At 73.0% G+C, this 24,696-nt stretch carries 26 protein-coding genes; 12 read left to right on the forward strand and 14 right to left on the reverse strand.

Annotated features, from left to right (window positions below):
• Nucleotides 1-197: 197 nt before the first annotated feature.
• From ACFVQZ_RS19835 to ACFVQZ_RS19845, 3 genes are read left to right on the forward strand one after another with little or no spacing between them, the layout of a single operon-like run.
• The gene (locus ACFVQZ_RS19835) at nucleotides 198-1,220 is read left to right on the forward strand and encodes a carbohydrate ABC transporter permease (protein ID WP_383624318.1); all 1,023 of its coding nucleotides are present in this window, start codon (nucleotides 198-200) and stop codon (nucleotides 1,218-1,220) included.
• 53 nt (nucleotides 1,221-1,273) lie between these two features.
• On the forward strand, nucleotides 1,274-2,110 hold the full coding sequence (locus tag ACFVQZ_RS19840; protein ID WP_030492707.1) for a carbohydrate ABC transporter permease: 837 nt from the start codon (nucleotides 1,274-1,276) through the stop codon (nucleotides 2,108-2,110).
• A gap of 9 nt (nucleotides 2,111-2,119) precedes the next feature.
• Nucleotides 2,120-3,646: a glycoside hydrolase family 3 protein gene (locus ACFVQZ_RS19845; RefSeq protein ID WP_030492706.1), complete on the forward strand. Its 1,527-nt coding sequence runs from the start codon at nucleotides 2,120-2,122 to the stop codon at nucleotides 3,644-3,646.
• Nucleotides 3,647-3,731: 85 nt separating this feature from the next.
• Here ACFVQZ_RS19845 and nagB read toward each other — a convergent pair whose 3' ends face one another.
• On the reverse strand, nucleotides 3,732-4,517 hold the full coding sequence (nagB, locus tag ACFVQZ_RS19850) for a glucosamine-6-phosphate deaminase (protein WP_383624321.1): 786 nt from the start codon (nucleotides 4,515-4,517) through the stop codon (nucleotides 3,732-3,734).
• Nucleotides 4,518-5,057: 540 nt separating this feature from the next.
• On the opposite strand from nagB, the gene ACFVQZ_RS19855 reads away from it, so the two are divergent.
• On the forward strand, nucleotides 5,058-6,524 hold the full coding sequence (locus ACFVQZ_RS19855) for a sensor histidine kinase (protein ID WP_383624586.1): 1,467 nt from the start codon (nucleotides 5,058-5,060) through the stop codon (nucleotides 6,522-6,524).
• 170 nt (nucleotides 6,525-6,694) lie between these two features.
• Here ACFVQZ_RS19855 and ACFVQZ_RS19860 read toward each other — a convergent pair whose 3' ends face one another.
• Both ACFVQZ_RS19860 and ACFVQZ_RS19865 read right to left on the reverse strand, forming a co-directional pair.
• Nucleotides 6,695-6,952 (reverse strand): WhiB family transcriptional regulator, encoded by a 258-nt coding sequence (locus ACFVQZ_RS19860; protein ID WP_003953983.1) that lies wholly within the window; start codon nucleotides 6,950-6,952, stop codon nucleotides 6,695-6,697.
• A gap of 317 nt (nucleotides 6,953-7,269) precedes the next feature.
• Complete coding sequence (locus ACFVQZ_RS19865; protein ID WP_030492703.1) at nucleotides 7,270-8,238, reverse strand: diacylglycerol kinase family protein; 969 nt, start codon at nucleotides 8,236-8,238, stop codon at nucleotides 7,270-7,272.
• Nucleotides 8,239-8,343: 105 nt separating this feature from the next.
• Here ACFVQZ_RS19865 and ACFVQZ_RS19870 point away from each other — a divergent pair, with 105 nt between their 5' ends.
• Nucleotides 8,344-8,757, forward strand: a complete 414-nt coding sequence (locus ACFVQZ_RS19870; protein WP_030492702.1) for a hypothetical protein — start codon at nucleotides 8,344-8,346, stop codon at nucleotides 8,755-8,757.
• A 3-nt stretch (nucleotides 8,758-8,760) separates the two neighbouring features.
• Here the strand turns inward: ACFVQZ_RS19870 and ACFVQZ_RS19875 are convergent, their stop codons facing one another.
• From ACFVQZ_RS19875 to ACFVQZ_RS19885, 3 genes are all read right to left on the reverse strand, one after another.
• Complete coding sequence (locus tag ACFVQZ_RS19875; protein WP_030492701.1) at nucleotides 8,761-9,783, reverse strand: RNA polymerase sigma factor SigF; 1,023 nt, start codon at nucleotides 9,781-9,783, stop codon at nucleotides 8,761-8,763.
• The gene (locus ACFVQZ_RS19880; RefSeq protein ID WP_030492700.1) at nucleotides 9,780-10,193 is read right to left on the reverse strand and encodes an anti-sigma regulatory factor; all 414 of its coding nucleotides are present in this window, start codon (nucleotides 10,191-10,193) and stop codon (nucleotides 9,780-9,782) included. The genes ACFVQZ_RS19875 and ACFVQZ_RS19880 overlap by 4 nt, the downstream gene beginning before the upstream one ends.
• Before the next feature lie 328 nt (nucleotides 10,194-10,521).
• Nucleotides 10,522-10,782 carry a UBP-type zinc finger domain-containing protein gene (locus ACFVQZ_RS19885; RefSeq protein WP_030492699.1) on the reverse strand — a complete coding sequence of 87 codons (261 nt, stop codon included), beginning with the start codon at nucleotides 10,780-10,782 and terminating at the stop codon, nucleotides 10,522-10,524.
• A gap of 74 nt (nucleotides 10,783-10,856) precedes the next feature.
• On the opposite strand from ACFVQZ_RS19885, the gene ACFVQZ_RS19890 reads away from it, so the two are divergent.
• Complete coding sequence (locus ACFVQZ_RS19890) at nucleotides 10,857-12,452, forward strand: Na+/H+ antiporter (protein ID WP_383624326.1); 1,596 nt, start codon at nucleotides 10,857-10,859, stop codon at nucleotides 12,450-12,452.
• Nucleotides 12,453-12,471: 19 nt separating this feature from the next.
• On the opposite strand, the gene ACFVQZ_RS19895 is transcribed toward ACFVQZ_RS19890, so the two are convergent.
• The gene (locus ACFVQZ_RS19895) at nucleotides 12,472-13,365 is read right to left on the reverse strand and encodes a 1-aminocyclopropane-1-carboxylate deaminase/D-cysteine desulfhydrase (RefSeq protein ID WP_383624329.1); all 894 of its coding nucleotides are present in this window, start codon (nucleotides 13,363-13,365) and stop codon (nucleotides 12,472-12,474) included.
• A 147-nt stretch (nucleotides 13,366-13,512) separates the two neighbouring features.
• A complete protein-coding gene (locus tag ACFVQZ_RS19900) occupies nucleotides 13,513-14,103 on the reverse strand; it encodes an N-acetylmuramoyl-L-alanine amidase (protein ID WP_383624331.1) in 591 nt (196 codons plus the stop codon).
• Between the two features lie 471 nt (nucleotides 14,104-14,574).
• Here ACFVQZ_RS19900 and ACFVQZ_RS19905 point away from each other — a divergent pair, with 471 nt between their 5' ends.
• The 4 genes from ACFVQZ_RS19905 (at nucleotide 14,575) to ACFVQZ_RS19920 (ending at nucleotide 17,082) form a co-directional block, all read left to right on the forward strand.
• Complete coding sequence (locus ACFVQZ_RS19905; RefSeq protein WP_383624334.1) at nucleotides 14,575-15,624, forward strand: family 2 encapsulin nanocompartment cargo protein polyprenyl transferase; 1,050 nt, start codon at nucleotides 14,575-14,577, stop codon at nucleotides 15,622-15,624.
• A 123-nt stretch (nucleotides 15,625-15,747) separates the two neighbouring features.
• Nucleotides 15,748-16,329 (forward strand): dihydrofolate reductase family protein, encoded by a 582-nt coding sequence (locus ACFVQZ_RS19910; RefSeq protein ID WP_383624338.1) that lies wholly within the window; start codon nucleotides 15,748-15,750, stop codon nucleotides 16,327-16,329.
• A 36-nt stretch (nucleotides 16,330-16,365) separates the two neighbouring features.
• A complete protein-coding gene (locus tag ACFVQZ_RS19915; protein WP_383624341.1) occupies nucleotides 16,366-16,620 on the forward strand; it encodes a hypothetical protein in 255 nt (84 codons plus the stop codon).
• A 42-nt stretch (nucleotides 16,621-16,662) separates the two neighbouring features.
• Complete coding sequence (locus ACFVQZ_RS19920) at nucleotides 16,663-17,082, forward strand: DUF6304 family protein (protein ID WP_030492692.1); 420 nt, start codon at nucleotides 16,663-16,665, stop codon at nucleotides 17,080-17,082.
• Between the two features lie 12 nt (nucleotides 17,083-17,094).
• Here the strand turns inward: ACFVQZ_RS19920 and snpA are convergent, their stop codons facing one another.
• Nucleotides 17,095-17,766 carry a snapalysin gene (gene snpA / locus ACFVQZ_RS19925; RefSeq protein WP_383624344.1) on the reverse strand — a complete coding sequence of 224 codons (672 nt, stop codon included), beginning with the start codon at nucleotides 17,764-17,766 and terminating at the stop codon, nucleotides 17,095-17,097.
• A gap of 189 nt (nucleotides 17,767-17,955) precedes the next feature.
• Between snpA and ACFVQZ_RS19930 the strand changes: the two genes are divergently transcribed.
• Nucleotides 17,956-18,915 carry a LysR substrate-binding domain-containing protein gene (locus ACFVQZ_RS19930; protein ID WP_030492690.1) on the forward strand — a complete coding sequence of 320 codons (960 nt, stop codon included), beginning with the start codon at nucleotides 17,956-17,958 and terminating at the stop codon, nucleotides 18,913-18,915.
• An 87-nt stretch (nucleotides 18,916-19,002) separates the two neighbouring features.
• Here the strand turns inward: ACFVQZ_RS19930 and ACFVQZ_RS19935 are convergent, their stop codons facing one another.
• The gene (locus ACFVQZ_RS19935; RefSeq protein WP_383624348.1) at nucleotides 19,003-19,470 is read right to left on the reverse strand and encodes a MerR family transcriptional regulator; all 468 of its coding nucleotides are present in this window, start codon (nucleotides 19,468-19,470) and stop codon (nucleotides 19,003-19,005) included.
• 431 nt (nucleotides 19,471-19,901) lie between these two features.
• Between ACFVQZ_RS19935 and ACFVQZ_RS19940 the strand changes: the two genes are divergently transcribed.
• Nucleotides 19,902-21,392, forward strand: a complete 1,491-nt coding sequence (locus ACFVQZ_RS19940; RefSeq protein WP_030492688.1) for a SulP family inorganic anion transporter — start codon at nucleotides 19,902-19,904, stop codon at nucleotides 21,390-21,392.
• Between the two features lie 56 nt (nucleotides 21,393-21,448).
• On the opposite strand, the gene ACFVQZ_RS19945 is transcribed toward ACFVQZ_RS19940, so the two are convergent.
• The 4 genes from ACFVQZ_RS19945 to sodN all read right to left on the reverse strand — a co-directional run bounded on the left by ACFVQZ_RS19945 (nucleotide 21,449) and on the right by sodN (nucleotide 24,589).
• Entirely contained in the window at nucleotides 21,449-22,705 is a 1,257-nt protein-coding gene (locus ACFVQZ_RS19945; protein WP_383624351.1) for a hypothetical protein, read from the reverse strand.
• 44 nt (nucleotides 22,706-22,749) lie between these two features.
• Nucleotides 22,750-23,166, reverse strand: coding sequence for a hypothetical protein (locus ACFVQZ_RS19950; protein ID WP_383624354.1), 417 nt, complete (start codon nucleotides 23,164-23,166; stop codon nucleotides 22,750-22,752).
• Nucleotides 23,163-23,933, reverse strand: a complete 771-nt coding sequence (locus tag ACFVQZ_RS19955; RefSeq protein WP_383624357.1) for an SDR family oxidoreductase — start codon at nucleotides 23,931-23,933, stop codon at nucleotides 23,163-23,165. Before ACFVQZ_RS19955 ends, ACFVQZ_RS19950 begins: the two co-directional genes overlap by 4 nt.
• A 260-nt stretch (nucleotides 23,934-24,193) precedes the next feature.
• The gene (sodN, locus tag ACFVQZ_RS19960; RefSeq protein ID WP_030207400.1) at nucleotides 24,194-24,589 is read right to left on the reverse strand and encodes a superoxide dismutase, Ni; all 396 of its coding nucleotides are present in this window, start codon (nucleotides 24,587-24,589) and stop codon (nucleotides 24,194-24,196) included.
• Nucleotides 24,590-24,696 lie beyond the last annotated feature (107 nt).

Below are 24,696 nucleotides of genomic sequence, written 5' to 3' on the forward strand. Positions count from 1 at the left end.
CCCACTGCGGGCGCCTGCTTCTGTTGTTATCACGCCCCTGGGTAATCGCCGCCCGCAACCCCCCCCCGGAGCCCCCCCCCGGGGGGGGGGCGGGCTCCCCCCGCCCCCGCCACCTGGGCGTTGCAGTGATTGCGGCCCGCTCCCCCGGGCCGCGCCCCGGTGGGCGCGGGAGCCCCAGAACCGCGAGGAAGAAGACCATGACCGTGGACTCCCAGGGGACGGCGACCGCCGGTTCCCAGGACGCGCCCGGGAGGGCGGCAGGGAAGTCGCAGACTCCGCCACCCCCTTCCGGCGCGAAGGAAGCCCTTCAGCCCTCGCGCGGCAGACGTTCGCTGCCCGGCGGGCTGCTGCCGTACCTGCTCGTCACGCCCGCCCTGCTGTCCATGGCGGTGCTGCTGCTCTACCCCCTGATCAGCAACCTGATCCTCTCCTTCCAGTCGGTCAACCGGCGTGAGCTGATCCGCCGCGAGACCCCCTGGGTCGGCTTCGACAACTACACGGAGCTGCTGGGGAACTCCGAGTTCTGGACCGTCGTCCTCCGCTCGATCGCCTTCACCGCCGCCAACGTCGCGCTGATCATGGCGATCGGCACCGGCATCGGCCTCCTCCTCAACCGCCTCGGCAAGAAGATGCGGCTGGTGCTCTCGCTGGCCCTCGCCTTCGCCTGGGCCATGCCGATCGTCGCCTCCGTCACGGTCTTCCAGTGGCTCTTCGACGAGCAGTTCGGCGTCGCCAACTGGCTGATGCGCACGCTCGGCTTCTCCGGCTACGACCAGCACAACTGGTTCGAGACCGGCTTCTCCACCTTCGTGATCATCACGGCCCTCGTCGTCTGGGGCTCCGTCCCCTTCGTCGCCCTCAACATGTACGCCGGCCTCACCACCGTGGGCACCGAGCTCTACGAGGCGGCCCGGATGGACGGCGCCAGCGGCTGGCGGACCTTCTGGTCCGTGGTCTTCCCCAACCTGAAGCCCTTCTTCATGATCACCACCTTCCTGGAGATCATCTGGGTCTTCAAGGCCTTCACCCAGGTCTACGCCATGCGCCAGGGCGGCCCCGACCGCGCCACCGAGACCCTTCCCGTCTTCGCCTACATCGAAGGCATGAGCCAGCAGCACTACGGCGTCGCGGCGGCCATCTCGATCCTCACCATCGTGATGCTCCTCGTGGCCATGTCCTTCTACTTCCGCCTGATCCTGAAGCAGGAGGACGAGAGTTGAGCACCACCGCACAGAACCCCAAGGCGCCCGCGCCGGCCCCGGCCCCGCAGAAGCTGCGCACCCGCAAGCCGCTGACCGTCGGCGCCGTGGCGAAGAACGCCGCCGCGCTCGTCCTGGCCGTGATCTTCGTCTTCCCGGTCTACTGGATGTTCTCGTCCTCGCTGAAGCCGCAGAGCGAGATCCTCTCCAAGGACCCGGTCTTCTTCTTCACCCCGACCTTCGAGAACTACTCGACCGCCACCGGCGTCGACCTCTTCTGGACGTACGTCACCAACAGCCTGATCGTCACGGTCGGCGCCGTCCTGCTGGCCCTGCTCGTCGCCCTCGCCGCGAGCTTCGCGATCGCCCGCATGAGGTTCAAGGGCCGCAAGGGCATCGTCCTCATCGTGATGATGGCCCAGATGGCCCCCTGGGAGGTCATGGTCATCGCGATGTACATGATCGCCCGCGACAACGAGATGCTGAACAGCATCCCGCTGCTCACCGCGATCTACTTCGTGATGGTCCTGCCCTTCACCATCTGGACCCTGCGCGGCTTCATCGCCGCCGTCCCGGTCGAGCTGGAGGAGGCCGCCCAGATCGACGGCTGCACCCGCGGCCAGGCGTTCCGCAAGGTCATCTTCCCGCTGCTCGCCCCGGGCCTGATGTCCACCTCGCTGTTCGGCTTCATCACGGCCTGGAACGAGTTCGCCATGGTCCTGGTGCTCAACAAGGACAAGACGAACCAGACCCTGACGCTCTGGCTCACCCAGTTCCAGACCGCGTTCGGCGACGACTGGGGCGCCACCATGGCCGCCTCGACGCTCTTCGCCCTGCCCGTGCTCATCGTGTTCCTCTTCCTCCAGCGCAAGGCCGTCGGCGGCATGACCGCCGGCGCGGTGAAGGGATAACGGCGCCCCATGACCACACTCGTACACGGCTCGGACACCCTGACCCGTGACGCGCTCACGGTGCTCCAGCCCGGCTTCGTCGGCACCACCGCCCCCGACTGGCTGCTCCGCCGGATCGGCGAGGGTCTGTCGTCCGTCGGCCTCTTCGGCCGCAACGTCGCCGGCCCCGAGCAGCTCGCCCGCCTCACCGCGCAGCTGCGCGCCGAGCGGGAGGACGTCCTCGTCGCCATCGACGAGGAGGGCGGCGACGTCACCCGCCTGGAGGTCAACGAGGGCTCGTCCTTCCCGGGCAACTACGCCCTGGGCCGGGTCGACGACGTCGAGCTGACCCGGGCCGTCGCCCGCGAGCTCGGCCGCCGGCTCGTCGCCTGCGGCATCGACCTCAACTGGGCGCCCTCGGCCGACGTGAACTCCAACGCCGAGAACCCGGTGATCGGCGTCCGCTCCTTCGGTCCCGACCCCGACCTGGTCGCCCGGCACACGGTGGCGTACGTCGACGGCCTCCAGGCCGTCGGGGTCGCGGCCTGCACCAAGCACTTCCCCGGGCACGGCGACACCAACGTCGACTCGCACGACGCGCTGCCCCGGATCGATGTGGACCTCGCCACACTGCACGCCCGTGAGCTGGTGCCTTTCCGCGCGGCGATCGCCGCGGGTACCAAAGCGGTCATGAGCGCGCATATCCTGCTTCCCGCGCTCGACACCGAACGTCCGGCCACCCTGAGCCCGCAGATCCTCACCGGTCTGCTCCGCCAGGAGCTGGGCTTCGACGGCCTGATCGTGACCGACGGCATGGAGATGCAGGCCGTCGCCGCGACCTACGGCATCGAGCGCGGATCCGTCCTCGCGATCGCGGCGGGCGCCGACGCCATCTGCGTCGGCGGCGGGCTGTGCGACGAGGACACCGTGCTGCGGCTGCGCGACGCGCTCGTCTCCGCGGTACGGACCGGTGAACTGCCCGAGGAGCGGCTGGCCGACGCCGCGGCGCGCGTGCGCGCGCTGGCGTCCTGGACCCAGGCGCACCGGGCGAGGGGGGCTGGACCGGTGCCGGGCGCGGCAGTGCAGGAGGGGACCGCGCCCGGCGCCGGGATCGGACTCGTGGCGGCCCGCCGGGCCCTGCGGATCACCAGGGGCGACGGGCCCCACACCCCGGTGTCGAGCGCCCCCTTCGTCGCCTCCTTCACCCCGGTCGCCAACTTCGCGGTCGGCGACGAGACCCCGTGGGGCGTCGCCGCCGAGCTGGACCGGCTGCTGCCCGGCACCGCCTCCGGCTCCTTCGGCGCCGACGCCACGGCGGACGCCGTGCTCGCGGCGGCGGGGGAGCGGCGGATCGTCGCGGTCGTCCGCGACCTCCACCGGCACTCGTGGATGACCGCGGCCCTGGACGGCCTGGTCGCCGCCCGCCCGGACACCGTCGTGGTCGAGATGGGGCTGAACGAGGCCGGGCCGCGCGGCGCCCTGCACATCGCCACGCACGGCGCCGCCCGGGTCTGCGGCCGGGCCGCCGCCGAGGCCGTGGCCGGCACCGGCGCCTGACGGACCCGTCCGCGCGTACGCGAAGGGGCCCGGCACCTGGATCAGGTGCCGGGCCCCTTCGGCGCGCCGGTGGGTGGCGCGGGGTTCAGATGCCCTGCCAGGAGGGCTTGTTCGCGTAGGTGTGGCGGAAGTAGTCGGCGAGCTTCAGCTTCGAGGCGGCGGCCTCGTCCACGACCACGGTGGCGTGCGGGTGCAGCTGGAGCGCGGAGGCCGGCACGAGCGCGGCGACGGGCCCCTCGACGGTCTGCGCGACCGCCTCCGCCTTGCCCTCGCCGGTGGCCAGCAGCACCAGGTGGCGGGCCTCCAGGATGGTGCCGATGCCCTGGGTGATGACGTGGTGCGGGACCTGCTCGATGTCGTCGTCGAAGAAGCGCGCGTTGTCGATCCGGGTCTGCTCGGTGAGCGTCTTGATCCGGGTGCGGGAGGCGAGCGAGGAGCAGGGCTCGTTGAAGCCGATGTGCCCGTCGGTGCCGATGCCGAGGATCTGGAGGTCCACGCCGCCGGCGTCGGCCAGCGCCTTGTCGTACGCCTCGCAGGCCGCCTGGACGTCCTCGGCCGAGCCGTCGGGCCCCATGAAGTGGTCCTCGGGCAGGCCGAGCGGCTCCACGACCTGGCGCAGCACGGTCGAGCGGTACGACTCCGGGTGCCCGGCGGGCAGGCCGACGTACTCGTCCAGCTGGGCGATGCGCGCCCGGGAGGCGTCCACGGCGCCGGCGCGCACCTGGGCGATCAGGGCGTCGTAGATCGGGATCGGGGTCGAGCCCGTGGCCACGCCGAGCAGCGCGTCGGGCTTGCGGCGCAGGAGGCCGGCGATGCCGTCCGCGATGAGCTCTCCGCCCGCCTTGGCGTCCTTGACGATGACAACTTCCACGCTGTGCCTGCCGATCTGGTGAGGGGCTGGGGAGGGGCCGTGTGGTATAGACCAATCAAAGTCCCAATTTAGCAGAGGGAGGCCCGTCTCCTCATGCCGTTCCGCACCCCGGACGGCCCGCACCTCTCCCCTCCACCATCCTCGGCCGCACCCCCCGCGCCAGCCACTCGAACCCCGTGCGCGCCCCGGTCCGCGGGCCCGGCGAAGACCCCGGAAACGACCGCGGGCCGCGGCGCCCGGCGGGACCCTCAACCCGCCCGGCACCGCAGCCCGGGTGTGCCCGGCCGGGGGTGTGCGGACCCTCGGCCGTAAGGGAGGTCTCGGCGCGATCAGGGCAGAGGGCGCCGGGAACCTCGTCCATCCTCCTGTGCGGGGAGGATGGAGGTGTGTGCAGTTCGATGCGCTCATTGTGGACTAGACCATTCTTGTCTGTCCATCCACCTGAACGCGGTGTTTCCGGGCCCATCCTCCAACACGGAGCCCCGAAGAGCCAGGTTCACCAGCCGTTAATTCCGCGGGTACGCTCGCACCGTGCCCTCCATGAACGACCTCGTCCGCCAGCACACCGCCCTGAGCGACTCCGACCTGGAGTGGCTCCACCTGCTGGTGTCGGAGTGGCAGCTGCTCTCCGACCTCTCCTTCGCCGACCTCGTCCTGTGGGTCCCCACCCTCGACGGCACCCGGTACGTCTCCGTCGCCCAGATGCGCCCGAACACCGGCCCCACCTCCTACCAGGACGACATGGTCGGCCACCTGGTCCCGCGCGGCCGCCGCCCGCTGCTGGACGCCGCCCTCGACGAGGGCCGGATCGTCCGCGAGGGCGACCCCGAGTGGCGCGAGGAGGTCCCGGTCCGGGTCGAGTCGATCCCCGTGCGCCGCGAGGGCCGCGTCCTCGGCGTGATCGCCCGCAACACCAACCTGCTGACCGTCCGCACCCCCTCCCGGCTGGAGCTCACCTACCTCCAGTCGGCGTCCGACCTCGCCCAGATGATCGCGGCCGGCTCCTTCCCCTACCCCGGCGAGCAGTCCGACATGGACTCCCTGCCGCGGGCCGGCGACGGCCTGGTCCGGCTGGACGCCGAGGGCACGGTCCAGTACGCCTCGCCCAACGCCCTCTCCGCCTACCACCGGCTCGGCCTCGCCACCGACCTGGTCGGACAGCACCTCGGCCAGATCACCGCCGAACTGGCCCCGTCCCGCGGCCCGGTGGACGAGGCCCTGGTCAAACTCGCCTCCGGCTACGCCCCGAGGAACTTCGAGGTGGAGGGCAACGGCGGGGTCATCCAGCTGCGTTCCATCCCGCTCAAGCCCAAGGGCACCCGCATCGGCTCGCTGGTGCTGCTCCGCGACGTCACCGAACTGCGGCGGCGCGAGCGCGAGTTGATCACCAAGGACGCCACCATCCGGGAGATCCACCACCGGGTGAAGAACAACCTGCAGACGGTGGCGGCCCTGTTGCGCCTCCAGGCCCGCCGGATGGACTCCGACCGGGGCCGCGAGGCGCTCAACGAGGCGGTGCGGCGCGTCGGTTCGATCGCCATCGTCCACGAGACGCTGTCCCAGAACCTGGACGAGCGGGTGGAGTTCGACGAGATCGCCGACCGGGTCATCGCGATGGTCGCCGAGATCTCCCCGGGCAAGGTGACCTGCCGGCGCAACGGCCGCTTCGGCATCCTGGACGCGGAGGTCGCCACCCCGCTCTCCATGGTCCTCACCGAGATCCTGCAGAACGCCCTGGAGCACGCCTTCGCCCCCGGCGAGCACGGCACGGTCGAGGTCAGCGCGGTCCGCGGCGAGCCCCGGGCCGACGCGCGGCTCCTCATCACCGTCCGGGACGACGGCCGCGGGCTCCCCGCCGACTTCGACCCGCAGACCGCCGGCAACCTCGGCCTGCAGATCGTACGGACCCTGGTCGAAGGGGAGTTGGGCGGCACCTTCGACATGCGGCCCGGCAGCGAGGGCGGCACCAAGGTGGTCCTGGACATCCCGGTCCGCCCGCAGAAGTAAGCCCCCGGCGGGCCGGCGATCCGGTCACGCACAGCAGCGAGCCCCGGACCGAAGTGATCGGTCCGGGGCTCGAATGCTGTGGGGTACTGCTTACTGCTGCGCGCTGCGGCTCGGGGGCGGTGAATGCGTACGCGGTGTACGCGCCGCGTGCCTCAGGCTGTGCAGGTGGCTCAGGCGCTGGCGTTGCGCGCCCGGTTGCGGGCGGCGCGGCGCTTCATCGCGCGGCGCTCGTCCTCGCTGAGGCCACCCCAGACGCCGGAGTCCTGGCCGGACTCGAGCGCCCACTGCAGGCACTGCTCCATGACGGGGCAGCGGCGGCAGACGGCCTTGGCTTCCTCGATCTGCAGCAGCGCAGGACCGGTGTTGCCGATGGGGAAGAACAGCTCGGGGTCTTCCTCACGACAAACGGCGTTGTGACGCCAGTCCATGGCTGCTACCTCTCTCGGTGTTACATGCAGGTTGCTTGTGAATGTGAACGCTTTCACGAATCCCTCAACAAGTGAAGGGCCGACTGCCGGATGAACCGGTGTGGTCCTGGGTTTGAGGAGGGGTTCTGGCTCTCAGTGGAGGCCGGTCCTGCGGGCCGTCCCGATCGCCAAGAAGAGACTCGCAAACCTCGGCAGCGGATACAACCCCTTCCGGAAAGTTTTTTTTGATTCCTCGGTGTCGGCTAGGTCACAGCCGTACTTCTAAGGGGTGGAGCCGCGCCTAAACGTTCGAGTGCAAGGACTTTCGTCCCTTCCACTCACACAATCACACGCAGTGCACGGCGTACGCCTGTGAACGTCACGCTCGTGCGCAGTCCGAGGTGGTCTCCGTCCATCTGGAGGGGGAGGGGCACCTTCGAATGCAAGGTGAAGTCGGTCAGGTCGTGCAGGGTCGTCGCGTGCTTGCCGCGCGGGCCCCGCTCGGGGCTGGAAGTGAGCAGCTGGGTGGCGTAACGGGCCACCGCCGGGGTCGAGAGCCGGCTCAGCCCGAGCACGTCGAGCGCGGTGTCGAAGGACGCCTCCGGGGACGCGTACACCGGACGATTGCCCAGGTAGGTCCAGGGGGAGGTGTTGCAGATTATGGAGAGGACCAGGTCCTCGACCGGCTCCGCGCCGGGCCGCTCCAGCGTGATCGTCCCGTGCCGCCGGTGCGGGTCCTCCAGGAACTGGCGGAACACCTGGCGCAGATAGAGCGCGTGCGTCGACCGCTTCCCCTGCTCGCGCTGCTGTTCGACCCGGCCGACCACGCCGGCGTCGAAGCCGAGCCCGGCGCAGAAGGTGAACCAGCGGGCCGGCACCTCCTCGTCCGGGGTGTCCGGCGTCCCCGACGCGAGACCGAGGCTCACCGTCCGGGCACTCCGCTCGCGCAGCGCGTCCAGCAGGGCGCCGGTCGCCTCCACCGCGTCGTTCGGCAGCCCCAGCGCCCGGGCGAAGACGTTCGTCGATCCGCCCGGCACGACCGCCAGACCGGGCAGCCGGTCCGGATCGGGCCCGTGGTGCAGCAGCCCGTTCACCACCTCGTTGACCGTGCCGTCGCCGCCGAGCGCCACGACCAGGTCGATCTCCCCGGACTCGGCCGCCCGCCGCCCGAGGTCCCGCGCGTGCCCGCGGTACTCGGTGCTGACGGCCTCCAGCTTCATCTCGCTGGCCAGCGCGTGGATCAGCACGTCACGGGTGCGGGCACTGGTGGTGGTGGCTGCCGGATTGACCACGAGAAGTGCGCGCATGCCCGCCAGCGTACCTACCCGGTGGTACCGATCCCACTCGCGCCCGCTCCCCGGACACCCCCGGCGGGCTCCGGTCCCGGCGCCGGTCCCGTTACGCTGCCTCTCATGAGCAGTACGGAGCAGACCCCCCGCCCCGCCCGCCTGGCCGCAGCCGCGGGCGTGGCCCTCGTCGAGGCCCTCGCGCTGCTCGCCGGCGGCGTGTACATGCTGGTGCGGACGCTGGTCGACGGCGCCGACCTGACCGGCGGCGTCACCGGCGGGGTGACCCTCGCCGCGCTCGGCCTGATCCCGCTCGCCGCCGCCGTCGGCCTGTGGCGGATGCGCTCCTGGAGCCGGGGCCCCGCCGTCATCACCCAGGTCCTCGCCCTGCCGGTCGCCTGGCAGATGCTCCAGACCGAGGGCGTGATCCCGTACGGCATCGCGCTCGCCGTGCTCGCCGTGACCGGGCTCGTCCTGCTGGTGAACCCGGCCACGACCCAGGCGCTCGGCATCCGGCGCCCCGGCCAGGACGCCTCCTGACCCTCACTCCTCCACGAGGAGCTTCTCCCGCAGCTGCGCCAGGGTCCTGGCGAGCAGCCGGGAGACGTGCATCTGCGAGATGCCGACCTCCTGCGCGATCTGCGACTGGGTCATGTTCCCGAAGAACCGCAGCAGCAGGATCCGCTTCTCCCGCGGCGGCAGGCCCTCCAGGAGCGGCTTGAGCGACTCCCGGTACTCGACCCCCTCCAGGGCCTCGTCCTCCGCGCCCAGCGTGTCCGCGACCGCCGGCGACTCGTCGTCGGTGTCCGGCACGTCCAGGGACAGCGTCGAGTAGGCGTTCGCCGACTCCAGACCCTCCAGGACCTCCTCCTCGGAGATCCCCAGCCGCTCCGCCAGCTCGTGCACGGTCGGTGACCGTCCGTGCTGCTGCGACAGCTCCGCCGTCGCCGTCGTCAGCGACAGGCGCAGCTCCTGGAGCCGGCGCGGCACCCGGACCGCCCAGCCCTTGTCGCGGAAGTGCCGCTTGATCTCGCCGACCACCGTCGGCGTCGCGTATGTGGAGAACTCCACGCCCCGCTCCGGGTCGAACCGGTCGACCGACTTGATCAGGCCGATCGTCGCCACCTGGGTCAGGTCGTCCAGCGGCTCGCCGCGGTTGCGGAAGCGCCGCGCCAGGTGCTCGACCAGCGGCAGGTGCATCCGTACCAGCCGGTTGCGCAGCTCGGCCTTCTCCGGGGAGCCCTCCGGCAGCGACCGCAGCTCCACGAAGAGCGCGCGGGCACCGCTGCGGTCCTGCGGAGGCGGATCCCCCGCGTCGTCCCCGCTGTCGCTGTCGCTGTCGCCGTCCGCCGTCTCTGCGGCAGGCGCCGCTTCCGCGCCCGCGTCCCCGGGCGTCGCGTCCGCCGTCCCGGCGCTCCCGTCCGGGGACGGGCCCGGGCCCGGGGCAGCCTCGTCGTGCTGCTGCTCGTGCTCGCTCATCTGGTCCGCCTGCTGCTCCGTAGCGACCTCGTGCGGTCCCGCCGCCTGCTGGCCGGGGATGCCGGCCGTCGCGTCCCCGCTCCTCACGCCGGGCCTGGCCCCGCGCCGCGCTGTTTGTACAGGCTGATCGAGACCGTGTTGTCCTCCGCGACCGACGACTCGACCTTGCCGGCCAGCGCCGACAGCACCGTCCAGGCGAAGGTGTCCCGCTCGGGGGCCCGGCCGTCCGTCGTCGGCGCGGACACGGTCACGTCGAGGGAGTCGTCCACCAGCCGGAAGACGCAGCTCAGGACCGAGCCGGGCACCGCCTGCTGGAGCAGGATCGCGCACGCCTCGTCCACCGCGATCCGCAAGTCCTCGATCTCGTCGAGGGTGAAGTCCAAGCGCGCCGCGAGGCCGGCCGTGGCCGTACGCAGCACGGACAGATAGGCACCCGCAGCGGGCAGCCGGACTTCCACGAAGTCCTGGGTCCCGGGCTCGCCTGCGATCTGGGACACCCTCACCTCCAAGGTGGCACAAGCTCATTCGGGGCCCGGGGGAGACCCCCGGACCGGGCGCGGTCACGCAGGGGCTGCGCGGTCCGCCGTGACGCTATCGCGATCCATCCTGCCGTGTCGCCGCAAGCCCCCGGGCCCCCGATCCCGGCCCGTCACCCATGGTAGGCCCATGGGTGCGGACGGTGGCCAGGGGTGCGCGGGGCCGGAAAACGCGGTGACCGGCGGAGGGGTGACGTACCCAACGGGCAGCCCGTCGAACCTCGCCCCGCCCCGCGAACCGCGCCGCCCCGCACGTCGTACCGTGCCGCGGCCCGCGCGGACGGCCCGCTCAGACCAGCGTCTCGTCCACGAAGCACCACCGCCACGCCTCGCCCGGCTCGAAGGTCCGCATCACCGGATGCCCGGTCGCGCCGAAGTGCCCGGTCGCGTGCCGCCCCGGCGAGGAGTCGCAGCAGCCCACGTGCCCGCAGGTCAGACAGAGCCGGAGCTGCACCGGGTTCGTCCCGTCGGCCAGGCACTCGGGGCACGTGTCGTGGAGCGGGGCCGGCTCGGGGCGCGGCATTTCTGCTACGTGCGGGCACTCGATCATGATGGCCAGGGTACGGGGCCGACACCCCCGGCCGGGCGGACGGACGAGCGGCGAGAGGGACGGTGGAGAGCGGCATGGACGCACTGGAACTGGTGGGACTGGTGGCGGCGAGCGCGGCGGTCGCGGGACTCGCCCGCCGCACCCCCGTACCGGCGCCGCTCCTCCTCGTGGCCGCCGGCCTGGCCGCCTCGTACGTCCCCGGCGTCCCCGACTACACCCTCGACCCGCACATCGTGCTGCCGCTGATCCTGCCGCCGCTGCTCTACACCGCCGCCGTCGAGTCCTCCTACCTGGACCTGAGGGCCAACATCCGGCCGGTCGCGCTGCTCTCCGTCGGCTACGTCCTCTTCGCCACCGTGGCCGTCGGCTGGCTCGCGTACGTCCTGGTGCCCGACCTGCCGCTCACCGCCGCCCTCGTCCTCGGCGCGGTGATCGCCCCGCCGGACGCGGTGGCCGCCACCGCCATCGCCCGCCGCCTCGGCCTGCCGCACCGGATCACCACGATCCTCCAGGGCGAGTCCTTGGTGAACGACGCCACCGCGATCACCGCCTTCAAGGTCGCCCTCGCCGCCGCGGTGGGCGAGGGCGTCAGCTGGGCCGGCGGCCTCGGCGAGTTCGCGCTCGCCGCGGTCGGCGGCGTCGGCGTCGGCCTGCTGCTGATGGTGCCCATCCACTGGCTGCGGACCCGGCTCACCGAACCCCTGCTCCAGAACACCCTCTCCCTCCTCATCCCCTTCGTCGCCTACGCGGCGGCCGAGGAGGTCCACGCCTCCGGGGTGCTCGCCGTCGTCGTGGTCGGCCTCTTCCTCGGGCACAAGGCGTGGAAGGTCGACTTCGCCACCCGCCTCCAGGAGGAGGCCGTGTGGAAGATGGTCGCCTTCGTCCTGGAGTCCTCCGTCTTCGCGCTCATCGGGCTCCAGCTGCCGTACGTCGTCCGGGAGCTCGGCCCCTACGGCATCGGGGAGGCCCTCTGGTACGCCGTCGGGGTCTTCGTCTTCGTCGTCGTGGTCCGCTTCGTCTGGGTCTTCCCGGCGACCTTCCTGCCCCGCCGGTTCTCCGCCCGCGTCCGGGAGCGCGAACCGGGTGTCGACTGGCGGGCGCCCGTGGTCGTCGGCTGGGCCGGCATGCGGGGGGTGGTCTCCCTCGCGATCGCCTTCTCCATCCCGGTCGTCACCGACGGCGTCGAGTTCCCCGCCCGGAACCTCGTCCTCTTCCTCACCTTCACCACCGTCATCGGCACCCTCGTCGTCCAGGGCCTCACCCTGCCCCCGCTCATCCGCGCCCTGAAGCTCCCCGGACGCGACCGCCACCAGGAGACGCTCGCCGAGGCGCAGGCCCAGAGCGAGGCGTCCCGCGCCGCCGAGACCCGCCTGGACGAACTCCTCGCCGACGAGCGCAACACCCTGCCGGGCCCCCTCGCCGACCGCCTCCGCACGGTCCTGGAGCGGCGCCGCAACAGCGTCTGGGAGCGCCTCGGCGCGGTCAACGAGGTCACCGGCGAGACCGCCGACGACACCTACCGCCGCCTCGCCCGCGAGATGATCGAGGCCGAGCGCGAGGTCTTCGTCCGGCTGCGCGACGAGCGCCGGATCGACGACGAGATGATGCGCAGCCTGCTGCGGCGGCTCGACCTGGAGGAGGCGGCGGCCTACCGGGAGGAGACGGACTGACGGAGTCCGCGCGGGACGGTCAGGGGTCCCCGGGGCCGCCGGTGATCACGGCCGCGATCCGCGTCCCCGGCGGGAAGGCGCCGTCCTCCGCGAGGGTCACCACCGCGAGGAGCATTTTGGCGACATACAGCCGCTCGATGGCGAGTCCATGCCGCGCCTCGAAGTCCTGTGCGAACGCGTCGAGCGCGGGGTTCGTCCGGCCGTAGCCGCCGCAGTGGAACCGCTCGTCCAGCCACCAGTCGCCCCGGGGCCCGCCGAAGGCCGCCTCCTGGAGGGCCCGCACCTCCCCGCCGAGGAAACCGCCCTTCAGGACCGGCACCCCGAGCGTCCGCCCGTCGAAGCCGGCGGCGAGGCCCGCCAGGGTGCCGCCCGTGCCGCAGGCCACCGCGGCCACGTCCGCGCGCCCGGACAGCTCCCGGCCGAGCGCCGCGCACCCCTCCACCGCGAGCGCGTTGCTGCCGCCCTCGGGGACCACGCGGGTGCCCTCCGGGGCCCGGTCGAGCAGCGCCGCCAGCACCTCCGGCTCGTGCTTGCGCCGGTACGTGGCGCGGTCCGTGAACTCCAGCCGCATCCCGTCCGCCGCGCACCGCGCCAGGGAGGGGTTCAGCGGCCGGCCCGCCAGCTCGTCGCCGCGTACGACGCCGATGGTCGGGAAGCCGAGCAGCCGGCCGGCGGCGGCCGTGGCCCGCAGGTGGTTGGAGTAGGCGCCGCCGAAGGTCAGCACCGGCCGTCCTGCGGCGGCGCGCAGGTTGAGCGCGAGCTTGCGCCACTTGTTGCCGGGCAGGTCGGGGTGGATGAGGTCGTCCCGCTTGAGCAGCAGCGTCAGGCCGCGCCGGGCGAACCGCTCGTCGTCCACCGGCTCCAGGGGCGAGGGCAGCCGGGGCCGCAGGCCGGCGAGCTCGTACGTGTCCACCCGGCCATTCTCCCGGGCCGGGGGAGCGGCACGCGCGCGTGCGGGAGCCGGGGCCGTACGCGCGCGGACCTGGAGTGGGGTCTGGTCGGATCGGGGGTCGGGTCGGGTTGGGGACAGTCGGGTCTGGTCGGGTCTCGTCGGGTCGGGTCAGCGGAGCAGGTCGGCGACGCGGGCGCGCAGGGAGGCCATGGTGAAACCGCGCGGGTCGACCTTGCCGGGCTGCCACTCGCGGTGGCCGATGACCGAGCGGTGGGTCCAGCCGTGCGCCCGGCAGAGCGCTGCCGACGCCTTCGCGATCGCCTCCAGCTGGACCTTGGGCCAGGGGTCCTCGCCGTCGCCGAGGTTCTCGCACTCGAAGCCGTAGAAGTGCCGGTTGCCGTCGGTGGTGGCCTCGTCGTCGACGGGCAGCCGCTGCTCGGCGATCACCGCCCGCAGCACCTCGTCGTCGCCGAGCCCCGCGTGGTTGGCCCGCCCGTGGCCGACCAGGTGGACCGTGCCGTCCTTGGCGATCACGCCGTGGCAGAGCGGGCCCGGCAGCCCCTGGTAGCCGTCCCGGCAGATGCGCACGGTGTGCGCCGTGCCCCGGGTGACGGTGTGGTGGATCATCACTCCGTGCACCGGCCCCCAGGGGCCCTTGTGGTTCCTGTTGTGGGTGGACCAGTCGCCGACCTCGACGACCGACAGCCCCTCGCCGCGCAGTGCGCCGAGGACCCTGCTCGCGGACAGCGGAACGGCCATGGCGTGCTCCTTCCTACCGGTTCCTACCGGAACGGACCGGTTACCGGAGTACCGGAGCCCGTCCCTCCGCTGCCATCCGTTCGGGCCGTGTGCGAGCCGTTCCGGACAGCCCGGCCGGGTCGGGCACTCCGCCGCCCGAGGGGAAATCCGCCGACATGCCCCGAAGATCGCCGATCAGTCCCACCCGATTGTGTAATGGCGTCGGCACCCTCTGTGCTGACAGGCTTTCTTTCGCAAGTCAGACGTACGAGAGGGAGTTCCCTATCCGGCCGGCGGGCGGACGCCGCGGGCGAGGTCGGAACGTCCGCCCGCCGCCCGGGGGCCGCCGACCTGCCCCCGCCCCCGCCGTATCCCCCGGGGGCACCAGTAGGCCCCCGAAACCGCCGGCCCCGATCGCCCTCCATTCCCCATCCACCGCCCCCGCCCCGCGCCCCGCCGCGGGGCTCGTCGTGAAGAAGGACGACCAAGACCGTGACGCTGACGACCGCGGATCCCGTCATCGACGGACCGGGCGCCGTGGCGCTCCTCGACCGGACGAGGACCGCCGTGGACCCCCAGATCCGCTCCACCGTCGAGACCCTGCCCGGCTCCGTGCGCCGGGTGGCGATGTACCACTTCGGCTGGGAGGACGCCGACGGCACGCCCGCCGACGGCCAGGCCGGCAAGGCCATCCGCCCCGCCCTGGTGCTCGCCGCCGCCCGCGCGCTGGGCGCCGAGGACACCCAGGCGGTGAAGGCCGCCGCGGCCGTCGAGCTGGCCCACAACTTCACCCTGCTCCACGACGACATCGTCGACGAGGACCCGACCCGCCGGCACCGGCCCACCGCCTGGACCGTGTTCGGCATCCCCGACGCCCTGATGACCGGCGACGCCATGAACGCGCTGGCGCTCCGGCTGCTCGCCGAGGACCCGCACCCGGCCGCCGCCGCGGCCACCGCGCGCCTCGCCGCCTGCGTCATCGAGCTCTGCGCCGGCCAGCAGGCGGACTGCGCCTTCGAGTCGCGCGGCCCCCGCGAGGTCTCCCTCGACGAGTGCCTCGCCATGGCCACCGCCAAGACCGGGGCGCTGCTGGGCTGTTCCTGCGCGCTCGGCGCGCTGTACGCGGGCGCGGGGGAGGAGGAGGTCGCGGCGCTCGACTCCTTCGGCCGCGAGGCCGGCCTCGCCTTCCAGCTGATCGACGACCTCATCGGCATCTGGGGCGACCCCGACCGCACCGGCAAGCCGGCCGGCGCCGACCTCGTCGCCCGCAAGAAGTCGCTGCCCGTGGTCGCGGCGCTCACCTCCGGCACCCCCGCCGGCGAGGAGCTGGCCGAGCTGTACTCCCGCGAGGTCCTGGACGAGCGGGCGGTCCGGGCCGCGGCCGACGCCGTGGAGCGGGCCGGCGGCCGGGACTGGGCGCAGGCCCAGGCGGCCGACCGGATGGGCCGGGCGGTCGAGCACCTGGCCGGCGCGGTCCCGGACCTGTCGGCGGCCGGGGACCTGCTGTCGCTCGCGGAGTTCGTGACCCGCAGGAGCCGCTGACCAGCCGACAGGGACTCCCTCAACAACCGGGTGGGCTTTCAGGGTTGCGCGACCACTACAGATGAAGCACTATGTCTGTCGTGGTCGCGCTCGCGGTCACGCCCCGACAGAACAGGACCCGGTTTGCGCAAGCTCACGTACTACGTCGCCTGCTCCATCGACGGCTTCATCGGCGACCCGCACGGCGACGCCTCGTCCATGTACTCCTTCGTGGACGCGGAGTACCAGGAGTGGATGAACTCCGAGTACCCGGAGACCATCCCGTTCCACATGCGGGAGCCCCTCGGCATCGACGCCGACCCCAAGCACTACGACACCGTGATCCAGGGCCTCGCCTCGTACCGCATCGCCCTGGACGTCGGCATCGCCAGCCCGTACGCCCACCTCCGCGAGTACGTCGCCACCCGCACCCTCACGGAGTCGCCCGACCCGAACGTCGAGCTGATCGCCGACGACCTCGTCGGCCGCGTCCGCGAGCTCAAGGCCGAGGACGGCGGGCTCGGCATCTGGCTCTGCGGCGGCTCCACCGTCGCCGGCGAGCTCATCGAGGAGATCGACGAGCTGGTCATCAAGACCTATCCGCAGGTGTACGGCTCCGGCATGCCGATGTTCGGCGCCGGCTTCGAGCCCCGCGACTTCGCCCTCGGCTCCGTGCGCGCCTTCGACAACGGCGTCCTGGTCCGCACGTACACCAGGAAGCGGTAGCGGGCGGCCCGGCGGCGCCCGGCCTACCCTGGAGGCATGGCCGAGGAGATCCCGCGCACGGTGAGGGACCCGCTGGCCGCGCTGCCCTGCCCGGCCTGCGGACGCCCCCGCGCCACCGTCGCCACCCGGCACAAGGTCCTCGGGGCCTGGGTGCCCGAGTGGACGGTGCAGCCGTGCCGCAACCACGACTGCCCGCACGCCGAGGCGCCGGGGCCGGACGGCACGGAAGCCACTACCACGCAGGTCACCGGCAAGAACGGCGAGAACGGGAGAAGTCCGGCCCCAGGGTGACCGGCCGCGCGCCGGAGCCGGTCATACCGCTACAGTCCGCGCATGTCATCGGAGTCGACAGAAGTCTGGACCGGCTGGTACCGGGACCGCCGCGGTGCGGAAGCGATCGTCATCACGGCCGACGGCGGGCGCGTCAGCGTCCGCGTCAGGGGAATCGAGTACACGGGCGCGAGCTTCGCCGCCCTCACCGCCGCCGGCGAGGGCGGGCAGGCCCTCACCGGCTGCGTACTGGAGTGGGACCTGCCGCTCCCCGTCGTCACCGGCGGAGCCGCCCAACAGGCCACGCTCAGCTGCCTGCTCACCCTCGGCGAGCGCGCCGACCTCAGCCTGACCCTGCACTACGGCGGGACCGCCTTCGAGGCCGTCGTCGCCGGCGGCGACTTCGAGGGCGCGCTGGCCCGGCTGCGCGGCCAGCTCCCCGAGGGCGCCGACTTCGGCCGGCGGCTTCTGTCGGCCGTGTGACGACCGCGCCGGTCAGCCCTTGAACGCGGAAGCGAGCCCGTAACGCCACAACTGGTCGACGCGGGCCCGCTCCTGGGCGTTCGGAGTGGCGTTCTGGCAGGACGTGCCCGGACCGCCGCCGGACATCAACTCGCTGCACGGGCCGCTGTAATGGTCCGGCAGACCGAGCACGTGCCCGGTCTCGTGGGCGGTCACCCGGGTGGAGTTGTACAGCTGGTTCTGCCGGTAGTCGAGGAAGATGTAGCCGCTCCCGTGCCCGTCGGTGCTCGCGTACGAACCGCGGGAGTCGTTCCCCTCGTAGTAGCGGAAGTCCGGGTTGCTGCCCTCGACGAGCCGGACGTTCACCACCGAGCTGTTCCATATCTGGGTCGAGCGGGCGATCTGGGTGCGGAAACTGGGGGCGTTGGCCGCGCTGTAGACGACGGTGACGGCCGCGGTCGCGGACGGGTTCGCGGCCCGCTTCTTCGCCACCGACCGCATGACGGCGTCGTGGAACGCCTTGTTGGCCTTCGCCTCCTCCGCCGAACCGGCGTACGCGGCGTACCCGGCGACGGCGGCGGACGCGGACACCGGCGCGGCGGCGTCCGGCGCGGCACCGGCGGGGGCGGCGGCGCCGAGCGAGACCGCGAGACCGAGGCCGAGGGCGGCGGTGAGGGTACGGGTGAGGACCTTGGGGTGTCGCATGGGGGGCTCCTCCTGATCGGGGTCGGGAGAGAGTCTCGGACCGCGCGAGCCCGCCGGGAAGAATGCCACTCCCCGATAGCACGACCGCATCACCCCCGCTTCCAGCTCGCCAATTGGCCCCGCTATCCAGCGAGTTGGGCCGATCCGAACATCTGGTGCGCGACCGGAACACCGTCCTACGCTCGCCCCATGGAGCTGGAGGTGAGACACCTGCGCGCGCTCTGCGCCATCGCGGACACGGGCAGCCTGCACAAGGCGGCGCGGCAGCTCGGCATGAGCCAGCCGTCCCTGACCACCCAGCTGCGCCGCATCGAGAACGCCCTCGGCGCCGAGCTGTTCTCCCGGGGCCGCACCGGCTGCCTCCCCACCCCGCTCGGCCGCTCCCTGCTCACCCGCGCCCGCCCGCTGGTCGACGGCATGGCCGCGCTCGTCACCGAGACCCGCGCCGAGGCCGCCCGCGCCGACGGCCCCCGGCTCCGCGTCGGCTCCACCGCCAGCCGCGCCCTCCCCGGCTGGCTCCGGCGGCTCCGCGCCCGCTTCCCCGGCACCGACGTCGGCCTGCGCGTCGACGTCTCCGCGCGGACCCTGCTGCGCGAGGTCGCGGCGGGCCGCCTGGACGTGGCCTTCGTCCACGAGGTCGAGGGCAGCCCCCTCCCGGTGCCCGACGGCCTCCAGCAGCGCGTCCTCGTCGCCCGCGAGCCCCAGTTCGTCTCCCTCTCGCCCGCCCACCCGGCCGCCGCCCACCCCGTCGTGGACCTCGCCGACCTGGCCCGCGACCACTGGATGGTCGATCCGGCGGTGGACGGCGAATGGGACGGGCTACGCCGCGTCCTGACGGCCGCCGGCATCGACCCGCCCCTCCTCCACGGCGACTACCACACCGCCGCCTCCCTCGTCGCCCTCGGCGAGGCGGTGGCCCCCTGCCAGCCGACGTCCGTGCCCCGCGAGGACCTGGCGGTCCGGCCGCTCCGCGGCGACCCGCTCGCCGTCCGCCTCCTCCTCTGCGCCCGCCGCACCACCCCGCTGGCCCCCCTCCACGCCACCCTCGCCGAGGCGTACCGCGAAGCCGCGCACCGGGCGCCCCCGTACCGCGCCTGGCTCCGCGCGGGCGGCACGGCACCGCCCTGCCTCCCGGCCGCCGCAGGCTGACGGGGGCGGCCGGTGGTGGCCGGGGCGGCTGACGGAGGCGGTCGGGGGCGGCCGGTGGTGGCGTCGGCGGCGGTCGGCGGTCGGCGGTCAGGCGTGGCGGCCGGGCGCGTCCCGCTCCAGGCGGGCCCGCAGGGTGGCCTCGAAGTCCTCGGCGCGGGCGAGCTGCACCCGCAGCTTCTCGACCTGCGCGGCGGCCTCCTGCTGATAGGCGCGGACGCGCTCCAGCAGGGCCTCGCGCTCCTCGGCGCCGAGGGCCGCGCGGGCGTCCGCGCCCGTGGCGCCGTCCATGCGGTCGGTGGCGTCCAGACGGTCGGTGGCGTCGAGGCGGTCGGTGGCGTCGAGGAGGTCGCGCATCTGGTCCAGGGTGAAGCCGAGCGGCTTCATGCGGCGGACGACCATGAGGCGGGCGACGTCGGCCTCGGTGTAGAGGCGGAACCCGCCCTGGGACCGGGCGGACGGGGTGACGAGCCCGGTCTCCTCGTAGTGGCGGATCGTCCGCAGGGACAGCTCGGTCCGCGCGGCGACCTCGCCGATCTGCATGTGCTTGGCGTCCACGCCCGTGCTCCCCTGGCCCTTCTCCTCGTCCGGCGGCCCGCGGCCCCGAGGGGCACGGCCGATCTCTACCCTCACGTCAGGGTAGAGTTGTGGGTGGCGAGGGCGGCGCTCCGCGGCCCCGCCGTTGCCGTGCCGGGGCCGACGGCGCCCCCGGCGACGTACCGAATTCTCGCAGGAGAGCAGCGTGCGCGAGCCCAGGACGCCCGGCGCCGCCGCCTGCCCGCCGTGACCCTCCGCTCCGGGACGTGAGAGCGCGCGCCGCGCTCCCTTCCCCGCGAACCCCCTCCCCGCCCTTGGCCGCCGCACGTCGCGGTGCCGTCCGCGGTGCGCCGGCCCGGCCGCTCCGCGCCCCTCCGCACGTCCCCGGTCCGCCGTACGGGGCGTGCCCGAGCAACGACAGGTTCCGCCCCGTGTCCTCCGCTGCCACCGCCGTGTCCCCGGCCGCGCGCCTGCGCGGTCTGAAGCCCGACTGGATCTCCGACCCGAAGGTCTGGCGTACCGAGGTCCTCGCCGGTCTGGTCGTCGCCCTGGCGCTGATCCCCGAGGCCATCTCGTTCTCGATCATCGCGGGCGTGGCCCCGGCGATCGGGCTCTTCGCCTCCTTCACCATGGCCGTCGTCATCTCGGTCGTCGGCGGCCGGCGGGCGATGATCTCCGCCGCCACCGGCGCCGTCGCCCTCGTGATCGCCCCGCTGAACCGCGAGCACGGCCTCGGCCACCTGGTCGCCGCCGTCATCCTCGCCGGCGTGTTCCAGGTGGTCCTGGGGGCGCTGGGCGTGGCGCGGCTGATGCGGTTCGTGCCGCGCTCGGTGATGGTCGGCTTCGTCAACTCCCTCGCGATCCTGATCTTCATGGCCCAGATCCCGGAGATGCGCGACGTGCCGTGGGCCGTCTACCCGCTGATCGCCGCCGGCCTGGCGCTCATGGTGTTCTTCCCGAAGGTCACCACCGCGGTCCCCGCCCCGCTCGTGTCCATCGTCATCCTGACCGTGATCACCGTGGCGGCCGGGATCGCGGTGCCGACCGTGGGCGACAAGGGCGCCCTGCCGACCTCCCTGCCCGTGCCCGGCCTGCCGGACGTGCCCTTCACCTTGGACACGCTGACGACGATCGCCCCGTACGCGTTCGCGATGGCGCTGGTCGGCCTGATGGAGTCGCTGATGACCGCGAAGCTGGTCGACGAGATCACCGACACCCCCTCGAACAAGACCCGCGAGTCCATCGGCCAGGGCGTCGCCAACATCGTCACCGGCTTCCTCGGCGGCATGGGCGGTTGCGCCATGATCGGCCAGACGATGATCAACGTGAAGGTCTCCGGCGCCCGCACCCGCGTCTCGACGTTCCTCGCCGGGGCCTTCCTCATGGTCCTCTGCATCGTCTTCGGGCCGGTCGTCTCCGACATCCCGATGGCCGCGCTGGTCGCCGTCATGGTCATGGTGTCGTGCGCGACCTTCGACTGGCACTCGATCGCCCCGAAGACCCTCAGGCGGATGCCGGCCGGCGAGATCACCGTCATGGTGCTCACGGTCGCCGCGGTCGTCGCCACCCACAACCTCGCCATCGGCGTCGTCCTGGGCTCGGTCACCGCCATGGTCGTCTTCGCCCAGCGCGTCGCCCGCCTCGCCGACGTCACCGCCGTCACCGACCCCGACGGCACGACGGTCGTCTACCGGGTCACCGGCGCCCTGTTCTTCGCGTCCTCCAACGACCTCGTCGGCCGCTTCGCCTACGCCACCGACCCCGACCGGGTGATCATCGACCTGAGCGCCGCCCACATCTGGGACGCCTCCTCCGTCGCCGCCCTCGACGCGATCGGGACGAGGTACGCCCAGCGCGGCAAGACCGTCCGGATCACCGGCCTCAACACCCCCAGCGCCGACCTCCACACCCGCCTCACCGGCGAACTCACCCCCGGCCACTGACCACGGCCCGCCCCCGCCTCAGCGGGCCGGCACCCGCCTCATCGGGCCCGCCCCTCTCATGCGGCCGGCAGTGAGGACACCTCCCGCTCCAGCAGCGGCTTGAGCAGAACGAGCGCCGCGCCGCGCGGGGGCGCGAGGGGACTCGGGATCCGGCGGGGAGGAAGGGTGCCGCTTCCGGCCATGTCCCGGAGGACGGTGACCACTTCGGCGTCGCCGGGCGCGGTCAGGGCGAGCACCAGGCGCAGGGTGTCCGCCCGGGGCCCGGCCGGCCAGTGCTCGGCCAGGCGCCGGACGCGGGGACGCGAGGCGCCGTGCCGGGTCGCCGCCGCGAGGCCCGCGAGCGCGAACCGTACGGCTTCGTCCTCGCCGTCCCACCGGTCCAGGAGGCGCGGCGCGGCGGCTTCGACCGCACGGCGGGCGGCGCGTTCGTCCGCCGTCTCCTCCAGCGGAAGCCCCAGGGCGACCCTGCGGTCGGCCCCGGAAGCGGCCAGCCGCAGGCCGATGGTGGCCGCTTCGTACAGGAACGTGAGGAACAGGGCCCGGTGCGCGGGACGGACGTCCGCATGGCCCGCGAGACCGGCCAGCAGCGGTATCTCCTCCGCGGTGTGCGGATAGCAGGTCCCCTGGTGCATGACCGCGTCGGCCAGTTCGAAGACGACCTCGCGGTCGCCGGAGAAGTCCTCCGCCTCCCCGGTGAGCCACCACGCCGTCCCGGCGGGCAGCCCGCCCCCACGGGCCTCCAGATCGCGCGCGACCTCCCGCACGCACTCCAGCACGGGCGGGTACGACCGGTCGGCGGTGGCGCACCGGAGCGGCGCGGCCGGGACCGGCTCCCGTACCGGCGGAGGGAAGCGCGCGACCACCTCGCGCCGCACGCGGTGGGCGTGCTCCTCGTCGTGCTCATGGACCAGCCCCCGGCGGTCGAACCCGGACAGCTTGGTCTCCCGGCGGGCCAGGGACCCGCTGTTCCAGAACCCGCCGTGCGCGCGGGCGACCGCGTCGACGGCCTTCCTCTCGCAGTCGTGCTGATGGGACTCGGAGGCCGCGTCGGGCGCCTCCTCGTCCACGAGGCTGTCGACGCTCCACCAGCCCTCCAGCTCGGGCCGCGAGAACGCGGGCCTGCCGAACAGGTGGTGCCCGGGATCCAGATGCGGCAGGTACACGGGCCGCACGGTCACCCACCGGTGCCCCCGCCGGGCCAGCGCCGCCGCCACGGCGCGGGCGTCCGCCTCGCTCGGAGCGGCGACGGAATAGTGGACCACCAGCTCGCAGACCCCCCAGGAGCCCACCCCACCCGCGCGTTCGTCCGCCATGCGGCGCAGCATAGGCGGGCGGTCGGACAACGGACCGCTCGGCGTCACCGCCGGCCGCGACCGAACGTGAGCAGGAGCAGCGCGACCGGGATCACGACGCCGATGCCCAGCACGCCGAGGAGCAGGCCGGCTTCGGCGGCGGAGGTGTGGGCGACGGCGTGGGAGCGGAAGCGCACGTGGATGAGGAAGTGCGCGGTGGACCACGTCGCGTACGAGGCCAGGGCGGTGCGGGCGAAGGCCGGGGTCATCACCACGGCGGCGCCGGCGAGAGGAATCGCGGCGGCCAGGTTCATCGCCCCGTAGTCGAGCGTCAGGTGCGGGTTGTAGGCCATGCCCAGGTTGACCCAGGACCAGCTGAAGAACCCCTCGGGCGAGAGGAGGACGTACAGGCCCAGCACGGCGGAGACCACGGCGAGGAAGGCCAGCCCGGCGCGCACCCAGACCGCTCTCACCCCACTCATGCGCCGTCCTCCTCGCGCTCGCGCCGGCCGGCGAGGAAATCGCCGAAGGTGAGGGTGCCGACGGCGTGGTGCGGGACGAGGTTCGCGCCCCCGGCGAAGGCGCGGGCGATCCTCCCCGGCACGGGCAGGGAGACGACACGCCGGCGGAGGCCGTGCGCCCTGTTGTACGCGGCGGCGAGGTCGCGCATGTCGCACACCTGCGGCCCGCCGATGTCGGGCGCCCGCCCGGCCGGCTCGCTCAGGGCGAGACCGGCCAGCCGGTCGGCGACGTCGCGGACGTCGATCGGCTGGAACCGGAACCGCCGAAGGGCCAGTGTCAGCGGAAGCCGCCGCTGCCACGCGAAGAAGGCCGCCACGAGATCGTGGAACTGCGTGGCCCGCTGCACCGTCCACGGCAGCCCGCAGTCCGCGATCATCCGCTCGGCCGCGAGCTTGTCGCGGTAGTAGGGCACGGGGATGACGTCGACGCCGACGATGGAGACGTACACCAGGTGCGGACGGCTCCCGCTCCGCAGGGCCGCGTCGATCAGATTCCGCGTCGCCGCGACGTCCCCCCTGCCGTACGTGGTGGCGCAGTGCACGACGGCCCCCACCCCGCGCACGGCATCGTCCAGCCCCCGCCCCGTCCGCAGGTCCCCGACCACGTGCCGGTACGCCGCCGCCGGCCCGGAAGGCCGCTCCCGGCGGCTCAGCACCCGCACTTCCCGGCCCCCGTCACCGAGCCGCCGCACCACGGCCCGCCCCAGCCTCCCGGTCCCACCGGTCACCAGCAAAGGCTCCATCCCGACCTCGTCTCTCTCATCCGACTGCCACGCGGCAGCGGCGAGTTGTCGTCTCACCCCCCTACGACCGACGAGAACGACGAAACGTGACACCCCACGACCCCGCTGCCGACCCCTCACCCGAGGACGCCGCCCGGAAGACGACACCCCTGTGGAAACGGCGACGGCCCGCGCCGGGGTGTCCGGGCGGGCCGTGCCGTCGTCCTCTGGCCTGCGGTGGGGCAGGGGGAGAGGGAGGGCCTGGGTCAGGCCTTCTTGGTCTCCCAGAAGATGCGGTCGATCTCGGCGATGAGCTCCAGGGCCTTCTCGCCGGTCTTCGGGTCGGTCGACGCCTTGGCGGCCGAGAGGGCCTTCAGGGTGTCGTTGACCAGCTGGTTGAGCTCGGGGTACTTCTCGAAGTGCGGAGCCTTGAAGTAGTCGCTCCACAGGACCGAGACGTGGTGCTTGGCGAGCTCGGCGCGCTGCTCCTTGATGACCGTGGCGCGGGCCCGGAAGTGCGGGTCCTCGTTCGCCTGGTACTTCTCCTGGACGGCCTTGACGGACTCGGCCTCGATACGGGCCTGGGCCGGGTCGTACACGCCGCAGGGGAGGTCGCAGTGGGCGCTGACCTTGACCTTGGGGGCAAACAGGCGGGAGAGCATGGAGCCGTCCTTCCTCGTGATCGTCTTCTCAAGTGGGAGATTACTCGGTGAGAAGGGCGTTTTCGCGAGCGCCCCCTGGGGCTTAGGTCAAAAGTCCGGGGAACGGA

The organism is Streptomyces sp. NPDC057854, assembly GCF_042797055.1.
In the GTDB taxonomy this organism is placed as follows: Bacteria; Actinomycetota; Actinomycetes; order Streptomycetales; family Streptomycetaceae; genus Streptomyces.